The 13,474-nt window shown below is 45.7% G+C and carries 11 protein-coding genes; 5 read left to right on the forward strand and 6 right to left on the reverse strand.

Going from position 1 to position 13,474, the window contains the following annotated elements:
- Positions 1 to 2: 2 nt before the first annotated feature.
- Together MJ612_RS16335 and proS are read right to left on the reverse strand one after the other, a co-directional pair.
- A complete protein-coding gene (locus tag MJ612_RS16335; protein ID WP_187032154.1) occupies positions 3 to 476 on the reverse strand; it encodes an NfeD family protein in 474 nt (157 codons plus the stop codon).
- Positions 477 to 1,279: 803 nt separating this feature from the next.
- Entirely contained in the window at positions 1,280 to 2,758 is a 1,479-nt protein-coding gene (proS, locus tag MJ612_RS16340) for a proline--tRNA ligase (protein WP_187032152.1), read from the reverse strand.
- 184 nt (positions 2,759 to 2,942) lie between these two features.
- Between proS and MJ612_RS16345 the strand changes: the two genes are divergently transcribed.
- Both MJ612_RS16345 and MJ612_RS16350 read left to right on the forward strand, forming a co-directional pair.
- Complete coding sequence (locus MJ612_RS16345; protein ID WP_187032150.1) at positions 2,943 to 4,106, forward strand: hypothetical protein; 1,164 nt, start codon at positions 2,943 to 2,945, stop codon at positions 4,104 to 4,106.
- Positions 4,107 to 4,134: 28 nt separating this feature from the next.
- On the forward strand, positions 4,135 to 5,694 hold the full coding sequence (locus tag MJ612_RS16350) for an OmpP1/FadL family transporter (protein ID WP_187032148.1): 1,560 nt from the start codon (positions 4,135 to 4,137) through the stop codon (positions 5,692 to 5,694).
- Here the strand turns inward: MJ612_RS16350 and MJ612_RS18365 are convergent.
- A complete protein-coding gene (locus MJ612_RS18365; RefSeq protein WP_255487982.1) occupies positions 5,691 to 5,819 on the reverse strand; it encodes a hypothetical protein in 129 nt (42 codons plus the stop codon). The genes MJ612_RS16350 and MJ612_RS18365 overlap by 4 nt on opposite strands.
- 47 nt (positions 5,820 to 5,866) lie before the next feature.
- On the opposite strand from MJ612_RS18365, the gene MJ612_RS16355 reads away from it, so the two are divergent.
- The 3 genes from MJ612_RS16355 to MJ612_RS16365 all read left to right on the forward strand — a co-directional run bounded on the left by MJ612_RS16355 (position 5,867) and on the right by MJ612_RS16365 (position 9,792).
- Positions 5,867 to 8,101: a S9 family peptidase gene (locus MJ612_RS16355; RefSeq protein WP_187032146.1), complete on the forward strand. Its 2,235-nt coding sequence runs from the start codon at positions 5,867 to 5,869 to the stop codon at positions 8,099 to 8,101.
- Positions 8,102 to 8,164: 63 nt separating this feature from the next.
- On the forward strand, positions 8,165 to 8,905 hold the full coding sequence (locus MJ612_RS16360) for a class I SAM-dependent methyltransferase (protein ID WP_187032144.1): 741 nt from the start codon (positions 8,165 to 8,167) through the stop codon (positions 8,903 to 8,905).
- Positions 8,906 to 9,000: 95 nt separating this feature from the next.
- A complete protein-coding gene (locus MJ612_RS16365; protein ID WP_187032142.1) occupies positions 9,001 to 9,792 on the forward strand; it encodes a YybH family protein in 792 nt (263 codons plus the stop codon).
- Between the two features lie 5 nt (positions 9,793 to 9,797).
- On the opposite strand, the gene MJ612_RS16370 is transcribed toward MJ612_RS16365, so the two are convergent.
- The 3 genes from MJ612_RS16370 to MJ612_RS16380 form a co-directional block, all read right to left on the reverse strand.
- Positions 9,798 to 10,658, reverse strand: a complete 861-nt coding sequence (locus MJ612_RS16370; RefSeq protein ID WP_187032140.1) for a RelA/SpoT domain-containing protein — start codon at positions 10,656 to 10,658, stop codon at positions 9,798 to 9,800.
- 198 nt (positions 10,659 to 10,856) lie between these two features.
- The gene (locus MJ612_RS16375; RefSeq protein ID WP_187032138.1) at positions 10,857 to 12,302 is read right to left on the reverse strand and encodes an aldehyde dehydrogenase; all 1,446 of its coding nucleotides are present in this window, start codon (positions 12,300 to 12,302) and stop codon (positions 10,857 to 10,859) included.
- Between the two features lie 340 nt (positions 12,303 to 12,642).
- Positions 12,643 to 13,431 carry an SDR family oxidoreductase gene (locus tag MJ612_RS16380; RefSeq protein WP_187032136.1) on the reverse strand — a complete coding sequence of 263 codons (789 nt, stop codon included), beginning with the start codon at positions 13,429 to 13,431 and terminating at the stop codon, positions 12,643 to 12,645.
- Positions 13,432 to 13,474 lie beyond the last annotated feature (43 nt).

Below are 13,474 nucleotides of genomic sequence, written 5' to 3' on the forward strand. Positions count from 1 at the left end.
GCTTAACTTACTGCTTCAACTATAATTTTATGCTGGCTTAATTTAATAATGCGCACGGTTGTATTAGGATCAACAAACTCGCCATTTGTCTGTACTTCGTGATGCTCGTCGTTAAAAAGTGCGGTTCCCTGTGGGCGCAATGCAGATATGGTTACGCCTGTTTCGCCGACCTGCAGGTTGTGCTGGTAATCTTCGTTTACACGGCTATCAATAGTTTCTTTCAGGGCAAACCTGCTCCACGCATCCGACCGGAAACTATAAAAGAATGCCAATCCTGCTACCAACACTGATAACCCAAGTATAAGATGACCAACAGAAGTGCCTAGTGCTGCATACCCGATCCAGATGCCGATTCCTGCCAACACAAAGCCAAGTATACCGATCAGGGTGGTGCCAGGTATAAATACCAATTCCACTATGATCAGGATGAGCCCGATCACGATCAGAAGTATAACAGTTACCCAGTCTAGTAGCATAGCAGGAGGCTTATTAGGTAAATATAGTTATTTATAGATGTATTTGCTAATTGTTGTTGTTGATTCGGTTAATAGTATTTACGGATTTTAGGGTGTATATGTGAGCCAGACATTTCAAGCGTTAGAGATGGATCTTATATGACCTATAGTTGAGATTTATACTTCTTGCAAGTGAGCTATACTTTCAATTACACTTTCATCCTGGGAGCTTTACTCACCTACAGTTGTCATGGTTAGCTTTGGTGCGCTCACGGCCGCGGGGCCTCGTCTTTGCGTTTCGCGCTGCTTTCGCTTCCTTTGCTCCTAACGTCGCCATGCCTCAACGGCACCGGAACCTCTCGAGGCGCTCCACCCAAAGACTGAGATCAGTTCGATAGTATCTGCTGCTATTATACTTTACCTTAATAAGCTCTTAGTTTTTCCTTCTGAATATTTCCTTAGGAACAAGTCGAGACCTGTCCGCTCACAGGCTATAATTATACTTGGAGATATAGCAGTAGCAAAACTGTCCCCTTGAGGGGACTACAGGGGTGTAAAACAGTAACTATAAAACAATAACTTGAGCTATAGCATTGTCAGAAACGACCTCAGATCGTCTAATTTGCTTCGTAGCCAGATACGCTCAGGAGCTGCACACGCTACGTGGTCTATAGTAATTGTATCAATCCTCTAATCCTAAAAATCCCAATTCAGGCTAAAAGCCGGGAAGGGTAAAACAAAAGCGCCACTTCCCGCTGAGAGAAGTGGCGCTTTATCTATAGTTACTCTTGCCGATCCAACAATCAGCAATAAACAATCAACAATTAATAAGCCTTTGCAAAATATACGCGGCGCTTGCTTGGCTTGCCGGTCAGCATATCCACACCATCCTCTTCAGGGGTGTTTAGCGCGATGCAGCGTATAGTTGCTTTGGTTTCTTCTTTAATGCGCTCTTCTGTTTCCGGAGTGCCATCCCAGTGTGCTAACACAAAACCACCTTTGTTCTCTAGTACATCTTTAAACTGTTCGTAGCTATCTACTTTAGTAGTGTGTTCTTCGCGGTAAGTCAGGGCTCTGTTATAGATGTTCTCCTGAATTTCGTCCAGCAACGCAGGAATATAAGTTGCCAAGCTGTCGAATTGCTGCGAGCTTTTCTCTTTGGTGTCGCGGCGGGCAACTTCGGCAGTGCCGTTTTCCAGATCGCGGGCTCCTATAGCAATACGTACAGGCACCCCTTTCAATTCCCACTCAGCAAATTTAAACCCTGGGCGCTCGGTGTCGCGGTCATCAAACTTCACGCTGATACCTTTTGCTTCCAGTTCTTTCTTCAGTTGTAACACCTTCTCACTGATCAGTGCCAGTTGCTCTTCTCCTTTATAGATCGGAACAATAACAACCTGAATTGGTGCGAGCTTTGGAGGTAACACAAGCCCTTCGTCATCAGAATGCGCCATTACCAGGGCACCCATTAAACGGGTACTAACACCCCATGACGTTCCCCATACGTGCTCCAACCCACCATCTTTGGTAGCGAATTTTACATCAAACGCTTTGGCAAAATTCTGACCTAAGAAGTGAGATGTGCCAGCTTGCAAAGCTTTACCATCCTGCATCATACCTTCAATACAATATGTTTCCAGGGCACCGGCAAAACGCTCGTTCGGAGTTTTAACCCCACGTATGACCGGTAGGGCAATATATTGCTCGGCAAAGGTGGCGTATACTTCCAGCATCTGCTCTGTTTCAGCAATAGCTTCTTCGGCTGTCGCGTGCGCTGTGTGGCCTTCCTGCCATAAAAACTCGGCAGTTCTCAAAAACAGGCGCGTACGCATTTCCCAGCGCACCACGTTTGCCCACTGGTTTATAAGTAATGGCAGGTCGCGGTAGCTTTGTATCCAGCCTTTATAGGTGTTCCAGATAACAGCCTCAGACGTAGGACGAACTATAAGCTCTTCTTCCAGTTTGGCATTTGGGTCTACACGCAGTTTTCCTGGCTTATCAGGGTCGGTTTGCAGGCGGTAATGGGTTACTACAGCACACTCTTTTGCAAAGCCTTCTGCGTTCTGCTCTTCAGCCTCAAACAAGCTCTTGGGCACAAACAGCGGGAAGTATGCATTCTGGTGGCCTGTGGCCTTAAACATATCATCCAACTGGCGCTGCATCTTCTCCCAGATAGCATATCCGTAAGGCTTGATAACCATACAACCACGCACCGCAGAGTTCTCGGCAAGCCCTGCTTTTTTCACCAGTTCGTTATACCATAAGGAGTAATCTTCGCTTCTTTTTGGTAGCCCTTTGCTCATTTTAAAAATTATTTATTGTATATCCTTAATTAAAGATGTTTTTGGAATAATAATTGCTTCCGAACTACTTGTAGTTTAGACATCAATATCGCCCAAAATTACGTTAATATATTGTACTATTGATAAGGTTTTGCGCCATTGTGTTTATATCTTTGATATAGAAGAAGTTTTACACCAGAAGGCCATGAAAAATTTTACTATTTTAACTATAGCATCGGCGCTATCCTTGCTTTTAGCTGGCTGCAGCGGCTCCAATGGAATGCAGTCTTCGGAGTACGATGATATGTACTATAGCACTGCAGATAAGACTGAATATGTGCAACCTGTTGAGGAAGCTTATGCGCAGGCCGAAGAAGCAGAGCAGCAGCCTGAAACCACCACTGAAGAAGGTGTTCTGAACCCGGAATATTCTGAAAGAAGCAGCACCAATACAGATAACTATTACGGAGACGAATATTATGATGGGCGCGAATATGACCCACGTGATAACTGGTACCGCCCGAACTACTCATTTGTAGACCCTTCGTGGGCGTATAATAATTACCCTGTTTACAACAGCTATAGTAGTTACAGAAGCTATCGCCACCGCTATGCAGATCCGTTTTACGATCCATTCTACTACGATCCGTTTTATTACGACCCATTTGCTTACAGGCCTTTCTATGGAAGTGGTTTAACAATAGCTATTAGCTATAACTATGGATGGGGCGGATACTATGGGCGTTATAATCCATACTGTTATCGCCCATACTATAGCAACTACTACGGTGGCTACAACCACTACTATGGTGGATACTACGGCCATAATTATGTTTATGATTACCCTCGCTATGTTCAGCCTTACAAAGTACAGTATGGTCCGCGTGGCGAGCGTGGTGGTGTAGTAACAGATGGTGTACAGCGTGACGGTCGTGCGGAGCGTGGCCTTTCAACGGAGGGCAATGAGCAGCGTGCAACACAGAGGCGGCCTGGCAGAACTACCGATCGTGCGGGAATGCCAACAACAGAAGACTCTAAAGAAGTAATCACTGGTCAACCATCGCGCGAGAATTACCGACCACGTAGTGGCGAAGCAAGACCTGTCCGTGGCCGAATAGAAAGAACGCAGGAAGATCAGCAGCGTGAACAACCTGTTAACCGCCCGGCAGCAACGGAAACACGCCCTAGGCGTGAATACCGCCAGGAGCAACGCAGCACCGAAACAAGAGAAAGCGCACCACGCCGTGAGACTACCCGTTCTTACGAACAGCGCGAAACCCGACGATCTGAGCCGGCTCCGAGCAGAAGCAGCAGCAGTGGTAGCAGCAGCGAAAGTAAGAGCAGCGGACGACCGCCGAGGGGTAATTAATCCTATTCAGTAAAAGAACCACATGAGAATGAATAAGCTATTTTCTGCCAGCCTGGCGCTACTGCTGGGCTGGAGCGGAACCGCTTTGGCTCAGAACGAGGAAGACGCATTGCGCTACACCCGTTTCGGTCTGCAGGGTTCAGCACGTATACAAGGTATAGGCGGTGCACAAACCGCACTTGGCGCTGATATTTCAACGATGGCTACTAACCCGGCCGGGCTGGGTATGTTCCGGAGGTCAGAAGGTAACTTTAGCCTGGGCTTTACCAATAACAGCACATCTTCCCTTTTTATGGGAAATACTACGCCGGATGAGCGCACAACTTTTAATATACCGCAGGGTGGGGTTGTGTTCAGTAACCGTAAAGACGACAGCGATGGCAGCGACTGGCGCGGAACAGCCTTTGGGGTAAGTATAACCAGACTCAACAACTTTAATAACCAGACTACCTACAACGGAACTGTTCAGCCACCTAACACTATAGTGGATTACTTTGCAGAACAGGCAAACTTAAACGGCCGAACTGAAGCTGATCTGGATGCTGAGTTTGGAGATTATGTTTCGCTGGAGGGCTTAGCTTACGGTACTTACCTGATCAATTTTAAAGACATATATGGTAACACTGTTGCGGATGCCCAGCCACTGTACAGTGAAGGCGATATAACCCAGATAGAGGAACTGGAGCGCAGAGGATCTCAGAACCAGATTGACCTGGCTTTTGGTACCAGCTTCCGTGATAAAATATACTTAGGCGCATCATTCGGTATCGTAACTTCTAATTTTACGCAGGAGCGCATTTTCCGGGAGTCAGGATATTTTATTGAAAGACTTGAGCAAGTGGATGAAGACACTGATGAAATAGTTTCAGATGGTAATTATAGCTTGGAATTGCGCGATGAATTTAACACAGAAGGAGCGGGCGTTAACTTGAAAATCGGCGTTATAGTTAGGCCGATCGATGCCATTCGATTTGGTGTAAGTATACAGACACCAACAGCTTACAACTTTATAGAAACTTATGACCGCTCTCTGTACTCAACCCTTAATACAACAGAAAATGGCCTTGATAACTATAGCGCCACTGAGTTGCCGGGTGAGTTCTCTTACCAGTTAACCACACCATTCCGCGCAAATACTGGTTTGGCTGTGTTCCTAGGCAAGTATGGCTTTATAACCGCTGATGCAGAATTTGTAGACTATAGTAATATGCGCTTCTCAGAAGACGAGGATGACAGCGGGTTTGGTAGTTACTTTAGCGGTATAAACAGCCGTATCAGCGAAACTTATAAATCAGCGATGAACTATAGAATCGGAGCTGAAGGCCGTTATGAAGTGTTCAGGTTGCGCGCAGGTTATGCTATTTCCGAAAGCCCTTATAAGAACAGTGCTTTTGATGCCAAAGTGAATATATTTACACTCGGTGCCGGTGTGCGCCTGCAAAAGTATTATGCTGATATAGCTTATGCCCATACAACCGGTAATAGCTTATATTCACCTTATACTTTCAGCAACGGCGAAGGTAACCCGGTAGTAGATATAGAGAATAAGCAGTCGAATGTAATGTTCACTGTTGGCATGAACTTCTAACTTAACTTTACTTCCAGTTTAAAAAGCGTTAGTCTCCTGGGCTGGCGCTTTTTGCTTTTATAGGTTATAGTTATACTTTGAGCAGCTATAGGTATGGTTTTGGCTATAACGTATGGCAGAACCATAATAATCCTATAAATTAGGGGAGCTAAACTAACAATTAACGAATCACATGTATATCAAACTCAGATCAAACCTTTTGGCTGCTTTGCTGCTTTGCTTTGCCTTTGTGGCGCAGGCGCAGCAGAAAAAAGACATTACCTTGGAGGATATCTACCGCAAAGGTACCTTCAGAGCCCAGTCGGTGTATGGTGTAAACTGGATGAAAGATGGCCAGTACTACAGTTCTACCGTAGCTGATGATCAGAACAAAGTAACAGACATTGTAAAGTATGATGTAACTACGGGCAAACCGGTAAGCACCATCATAGAAGGCGAAAACCTGAAACCTGCCGGCAGCAGCACACCTATCCAGTTCGATGGTTATACTTTCTCTTCAGATGAGAAGAAAGTGTTGTTCTCTACAGATACAGAGCAGATTTACCGCCGTTCTTCCAAAGCAGAGTTCTACATCTACGATATTGCTTCTAAAAAACTAACTAAGCTTAGCGATGGCGGCAAGCAGCTATATGCTACATTCTCGCCCGATGCGCAGCGCGTGGCTTTTGCCCGCGAAGGCAACATGTTCGTGACAGACCTGAGCAACATGAAGGAGACGCAGATCACGACAGATGGCAAGTATAATTCCATCATTAACGGGTATGCGGACTGGGTGTACGAAGAAGAGTTCTCGTTTGCACAGGGCTTCCATTGGTCGCCGGATGGTAAGAAGATAGCTTTCTATACTTTTGATGAGACCAACGTGCCGGAGTTTAACATGCAGATGTGGGGCGAGCTTTACCCGCAGGATTACAAGTTTAAATACCCAAAACCAGGCGAGGCTAACTCAAAAGTAAAAGTATCGGTGTATGATGTGGCCAGCGGCAAAACGGTTAAGATGGACACTGGCAACGAAGAAGATATCTACATTCCGCGCATCAAGTGGACGAACAACCCGAACCTGTTGTCTATTCAGCGCATGAACCGCCTGCAGAACACACTGGAGATTCTGCATGCCAACGCTACAACCGGTAAAGCCGATGTGGTTCTGAAAGAAACAGACAAAGCGTACATTGATATTACAGACGACCTGACTTACCTGAAAGATGGTAAGAACTTCATCCATACATCGGAGAAAGATGGTTTTAACCACCTGTACCTGTACAACATGAAGGGCAAACTGGTGCGCCAGATCACGAAAGGCAACTGGGAAGTAAGCAGCTATGTAGGCTTCGACGAGAAGAACGACCGTTTATACTTCATGTCTACGGAAGTATCGCCACTTGACCGCCACCTGTACAGCATCAGCAGCAAAGGCAAAAACAAAAAGCGCCTGACAACTGAAGCCGGCACGCACAACATCAACATGAGCGCCGACTTTAAGTATTACCTGGATTATGCTTCTGCTGCAAACGTGCCAACTACAGTAAGCCTGCACACTGCTAAAGATGGCAAGCAAATAAAAATGCTGGAAGACAACGCGAAGCTGAAAAACACACTGGCGCAGTATGATATTGCCAAGCAGGAGTTCTTTAAAATGAAGACTACTGACGGTACAGAGTTGAACGGCTACATGATCAAGCCAACAGATTTTGATCCGAAGAAGAAATACCCTGTACTGATGTTTGTGTACGGTGGCCCGGGTTCTCAGACAGTAACTAACAGCTGGGGTGGTGCAAATTACCTGTGGTTCCAGGTGCTGGCCAATAAAGGTATAATTGTGGTGAGCGTGGATAACCGTGGTACCGGTGCCCGTGGTGCCGAATTTAAGAAAGTGACTTATGCTAACCTTGGCAAGTATGAGATAGAAGACCAGATTGAAGCTGCTAAGTGGCTGGGCAACCAGTCTTATGTAGATAAGAACAGAATCGGTATCTGGGGCCATAGCTTTGGTGGCTACATGACGCTGCTTGGCCTTACAAAAGGCAATGGTGTATTTGCTGCAGGTATAGCTGTTGCACCAGTAACTAACTGGAGATACTATGATACCATTTACACAGAACGTTTCCTGAAAAAGCCACAGGATAATGCCGCAGGATATGATGATAACTCGCCCTTATTCTTTGCTGACAAACTGCAGGGTGAGCTATTGCTGATACACGGTACCGGCGACGATAACGTACACTTCCAGAATGCGGTAGCCATGCAGGATGCATTAATAAGCGCTAACAAACAGTTCGAAAGCTTCTATTACCCTAACCGTAACCACGGCGTGGGTGGTGGTATTACATCGCTGCATCGCTTTAACATGATGACCAACTTCCTGGAGCGCAAGCTTATAAAACAGCCTGCTGAGCAGAACCAGTAATCAGATAAAAGTTTAAATTTGAAAAGCCTCTCTATTTTAGGGAGGCTCTTCTGTTTTAAATTGATGGACGCACGATACGAAGAGAAATATCACACCCTGGAAGAGCAGCACTGGTGGTTCAGGGCGCGGCGTCACATGGTTTATACATTGGTGCAGGAGCTGAACCTGCCACCTGATGCGGCTATACTTGAAGTCGGCTGCTCTGCTGGTCCCTTGCTGCTACAACTACAGCAAGCCGGCTACACCAATTTAACAGGTATAGATGTAAGCAAAAAGGCTATTGCTTTAGGGCAGCAGCGCGGCCTGAAAGGTATAAGTGTAATGGATGGCGCCAAAATTACATTCCCGGATGCTGCTTTTGATTTAGTAATTACTTCAGATGTGCTGGAGCATATTGCAGATGATGCCAAAGCCATACAGGAGTGGGCGCGGGTGTTAAAGTCAGGTGGTAAAATGATCGTGTTTGTACCGGCTTTTCAGCATTTATGGAGCGGCCACGATGTGGTGAACCATCACTTCAGGCGTTATACTAAAACACAATTGAAAGCTATAGTTGCACAGGCTGGCTTACAGGTAAATCGGGCATCGTACTGGAACTTCAGTTTATACTTCCCGACATGGGTGGTACGCAGGCTGCAGAATAGTATAGCATCAGAAAATAGCCCTCACGAGGATAACCTGCAGCAAGTACCGGGTATCGTTAATGGCGTACTAACAACCCTTGTAAAGCTGGAAAACAAAGTGTTGAAAAAGATGGACCTGCCGATAGGGGTAAGTACGTTTGTGTTGGCAGAGAAAGTATAACTGCACCATATTTAAGTAGTTACAAGTATAAAAGTAAAAGCTGATGTGCTATATTTATACTTTATTTTAGCTACCTTCTAATTATCCCTGAAACTATGAAATTACTTTTCCTGCTGGCGCTGCCTCTTCTGTTTGGCGCATTCCAGGCTGCCAACACCACCCGCGACAAAGCGTTGGAAGAGCTGGCCAATGCCGAGCGTAACTTTGCCGCCACTTCTGTTAAAAAAGGATTCCACCAGGCGTTTGTTGAAAACATGGCTGATGATGGAATTGTGTTTGCACCAACGCCAACTAATGGTAAAAAACTGCACGCTGAGGCCCCTGAAAGCAACGCTGTACTTAAATGGTATCCTGCCTATGCTGATATTTCCAAGTCGCTGGACTGGGGTTATACTACAGGGCCTTACCAGTTTAAAGCCAATCCCGAAGCTAAAAAACCTGTAGGCGCCGGTTTTTATTTATCAGTCTGGAAGAAGCAACCTGACGGGAAGTGGAAAGTAGCTGTAGATATGGGGAATAATTTCTCCCCGGAACTGCTTAAAGAAGAAGCCTACCAGCCAACTGCAGCTATAAAAGGCGAAGCAGCTAAAGGTACAAAAGAAGACCTGTTGGCGAAAGACGTACAAAAAGTACAGCCGTATACTTCAGAAACATTGATCTATCGTTTCGGGCAGTATCCGGTAAAGTATAAAGACCTGGCGGCCAAACCTGCATCTGATATAACTTACATTAATATGGGGTATGATATTTCTCCGGCTGCAGACATGGCTTATACTTATGGCAGCTATAAGCAGGGAGAAACAGCAGGCCATTACCTGAAAGTATGGAAAATGCTAAACAGTGAATGGAAACTGGTTGCACATAATCTGGTTCCGGATAAGAAATAGGAGCGTTAACTTCCCGTCAGTTTAGCCAGGCAAGCATATAAATATTGTTTTTCCTGCTCTTCAACTGGTAACATGTCTATATGGCTATGGAGCTGAGACACAGTTACCCTAGGTTCTGCTTTTGCGTTGTACATATACGTATGCAGATCATCAGCCAATGCCTGAATCTGTGTAGCCACCTCATCGGCAGTACTTGTGAAATGGTTTAACAGCCAAAGCAACCTGTGCAGTAATTCGTTCGGTTTATGGTCGGGGTAGCGAATGCGATGGTCCACTTCGCTCCAGCCCTCTTCGAACAATGTTTTAACCTGAACCTCCACAAAATATTGTTGCCGGGCCGGCTTTACTTTAATAATGTAGTGCTGTGCCTTATAACCCCTATCGTTTACAAAAACTCTGTAGTTGCGGGAAGAGAATTTTTTAGCCTCTAAAAGGCCGTTTCTTCTTACATATGCATAAGGTTCTCTTTTCAGCTCCCAGATCTGCTGTATGTAATTACCTATTTCGTGACAGGTTTCTTTGTACAGGTGCAGTATTCGTACGCCTACCAGGTCGTTTATAAATTCAAGGTAATTGCTAGTGTTTAAGTGGCGGTCAGGATACTCTTTCTTTTTCCGGATGATCTTTTTCAGCAGATGTAGCGGCTCTTTTACCCTGTAACGCACGGCATGCACATCTTTCTGCCGCATTACGGTGTTAGCTACCAACATGGCAATGTCTTGCAGCTCTTCTCCACGCCTGATGTAATCGTTGTAAATATCTTCCAGCTCGTTAGCAATTAAGCCCTTTTCATACAGGCTTCCTTCACTTTCGCATAGCTTTGAAAGTATAACAGGAAATGTCGCTATCTGTAAATGACCAGCCATTTTTTACTTCGGAACATACCAGCTATACTTAAAGTACGCTTCTCAGTCAAAAAAAGGCTTAATCTATACCTGCAAACTATTGGCGTTGGCTACTTTTTACAACCAGCTGCGCGTTTACCTGAAGTTGTAAGCAAGCACAATATATTTAAAGTATAAGATAGATCAGCTTATATCTCTGACGCTTGCACTCTTGTCCGCCTACAACTTTACGCAAACATTCTGCGGCTCTGTAAAGAAGCGGAGTACTTCAAAACCACCTTCACGGCCAACGCCGGAGTTTTTCATGCCGCCAAAAGGAGTTCGTAAATCACGCAGGAGCCAAGTGTTTATCCAGATGATGCCGCTGTGCACCTGGTGTGCTACCCGGTGAGCACGTTGCAGGTTGTTTGTCCAGATGGTGGCAGAAAGCCCGTAGTCGGTGCAGTTGGCGTATTGTATAACTTCTTCTTCTGTATCGAAAGGAGTGAGGGTGACGACCGGGCCAAAAATCTCTTCGGTGTTGGTGCGACAGTTGTAAGGCAAACCTTCGATTATAGTTGGGGCAATAAACCAGCCATTTGCACAGCGGCCATCTACCTGCACCCGCTGCCCTCCGGTAAGTATAGTTCCGCCTTCCTGTTTAGCCAGTTCTATGTAAGAAAGCACCTTCTGCATGTGTTGTTCCGATACCACAGCACCCAGTTTAGAGCCTTCTTCCATCGGGTCGCCTACGGTCATGACTTTTACTTTCCCTACAAAAGCATCCCTGAACTTCTCATACAATGGCCGTTCTATAAAAATGCGGGAACCACACAGGCAGATTTGCCCCTGGTTGGCAAACGACGAATGTATGGAAGTGTGCAGCGCGTTGTTAAAGTCGCAGTCAGCAAAAATAATGTTCGGGTTCTTACCACCTAGTTCCAGAGACAGCTTTTTGAACATCGGAGCAGCCGTAGCCGCTATTGTTCGTCCGGTAGTGGTGCCGCCTGTAAAAGAGATAACCGGTACTTTGGGATGAGCCGTCATGGCAGCGCCTACTTTATGCCCGTAGCCATGCACAATGTTCAGTACGCCGGCCGGTAAACCTGCTTCTATACAAATCTCCGATAACAGGAAAGCCGTCATGGGGGTAACTTCCGAAGGCTTGGCAACTACACAGTTCCCGGCAGCCAGGGCAGGGGCTATTTTCCAAGTAAATAAGTATAAAGGCAGGTTCCAGGGTGATATGCAGCCAACCACCCCATGCGGATGGCGCACGGTATAGTTAATAGCATCGGTACCTTCCATGTAATGTGCTTCCGAAGCAAAATGCTGTATAGCAGTGCCATAAAAACGCATGTTGCTGCTTGCCCGCGGAATATCTACAGACATGGCCAGTTTAAGCGGTTTACCATTATCAATAGATTCTGCTTCGGCTAGCCGGCACATGTTCTGGTCTATCAGGTCAGCTATCTTTATCAGAATGCGGCCGCGTTTCTCAGCAGGTGTCTTAGACCACGCCGTAAAAGCCGCTAACGCCGCCTGCACTGCCTGCTCCACGTCCTGCTCATCAGAGTCTGGTATAAGAGAGTATACTTCTCCAATAGCCGGATTATAGTTGTCGATATACTGCCCTGCCACAGGCATTACCAGCTGTCCGTTTATGTAATTATGTATGTGCTGCACTGCGGTAGAATTAATAATGAATAAGTAACAATAAGTAATTTAGCGCCTAAACTTCTCTATTATAACTCGAAGCTTTCTTAATAGTGTTTTTCTAAAAGGTTCGGCCAAAATGTACACAACTGCAAGTGGAACGAAGAACCTGACTGACATTGGATAATCCACAAGTATATCATAATACTTGCTGGCATACATCAAAGCGACTACTAGATTAAGACATATCAGATTGAATAAATAATCTTCTAATCTAAATTTATAAAATCTGGATAGGCTCAACAGAGCCGCTGTAAAGCCTATATTTAGAAAGACGATTACAAAGAGCTTGATCATTTCACTTGCTCACTTACAAACACCCCGTTCTACCACCATCTACCGGCACGTTAATACCGTTAATATACGCAGCGGCAGGTGTCGCTAAAAATGCGGCAGCGGCAGCAACTTCTTCAGGTTCGGCAAAACGGCGGGCTGGTATCTCAGCCATCATTTCACTTTCTATAGCGTCAACTGCTGCTTCTGTTTTCTTTGCTTTATTTTCGATGATGGATTCCAGACGGCCGGTGCGGGTAGCGCCTGGCAACACATTATTTACAGTAATTCCGAATTGCCCCAGCTCATTGGCCATAGTTTTAGCCCAGCTGGCAACTGCTCCGCGGATAGTATTAGAAACTCCAAGCCCATGCAAGGGTTGTTTTACTGAGGTACTGATGATGTTGATGATACGACCATACTTTGCTTCTTTCATCCCCGGGATAACTGCTTTTGCCAACAAGTGGTTGGCTACCAGGTGCTGGTTAAAAGCACTTACAAACTCATCAGATATGGCTTCGGTAATAGGGCCACCTGCCGGGCCGCCTGTGTTATTCACAAGTATATGTACTATTGGCTGCTGGCTCAGGTAACCCTGCACTTGGATGTTCAGATTATAAGGGTCAGAGAAATCAGCTACAATGTAATCGTGCTGTTGCCCCTGGCTAGTATCCAGGTCCTGTAGTGCAGTTTGTAATTTGTCTTCGTTGCGTGCAGCTAAAGTAATATTTGCACCAAGCTGTGCCAGCTCAATAGCTATGGCTTTCCCGATGCCTTGCGTGCTGCCGCAAACTATAGCTCGTTTGTTCTGTAGGTTTAGGTTCATAGGATAAATGTACGGAAAAGCCTTTGAACTTGCACAGCATCGT

The sequence above is a fragment of the Pontibacter deserti genome (assembly GCF_023630255.1).
In the GTDB taxonomy this organism is placed as follows: domain Bacteria; phylum Bacteroidota; class Bacteroidia; order Cytophagales; family Hymenobacteraceae; genus Pontibacter; species Pontibacter deserti.

Coding starts and splice junctions, on each gene's coding strand:
- MJ612_RS16335 (WP_187032154.1), bottom strand. CDS start 476: ATGCTACTAGACTGGGTAACTGTTATACTTCTGATCGTGATCGGGCTC.
- proS (WP_187032152.1), bottom strand. CDS start 2,758: ATGAGCAAAGGGCTACCAAAAAGAAGCGAAGATTACTCCTTATGGTAT.
- MJ612_RS16345 (WP_187032150.1), top strand. CDS start 2,943: ATGAAAAATTTTACTATTTTAACTATAGCATCGGCGCTATCCTTGCTT.
- MJ612_RS16350 (WP_187032148.1), top strand. CDS start 4,135: ATGAATAAGCTATTTTCTGCCAGCCTGGCGCTACTGCTGGGCTGGAGC.
- MJ612_RS18365 (WP_255487982.1), bottom strand. CDS start 5,819: ATGGTTCTGCCATACGTTATAGCCAAAACCATACCTATAGCTGCTCAA.
- MJ612_RS16355 (WP_187032146.1), top strand. CDS start 5,867: ATGTATATCAAACTCAGATCAAACCTTTTGGCTGCTTTGCTGCTTTGC.
- MJ612_RS16360 (WP_187032144.1), top strand. CDS start 8,165: ATGGACGCACGATACGAAGAGAAATATCACACCCTGGAAGAGCAGCAC.
- MJ612_RS16365 (WP_187032142.1), top strand. CDS start 9,001: ATGAAATTACTTTTCCTGCTGGCGCTGCCTCTTCTGTTTGGCGCATTC.
- MJ612_RS16370 (WP_187032140.1), bottom strand. CDS start 10,658: ATGGCTGGTCATTTACAGATAGCGACATTTCCTGTTATACTTTCAAAG.
- MJ612_RS16380 (WP_187032136.1), bottom strand. CDS start 13,431: ATGAACCTAAACCTACAGAACAAACGAGCTATAGTTTGCGGCAGCACG.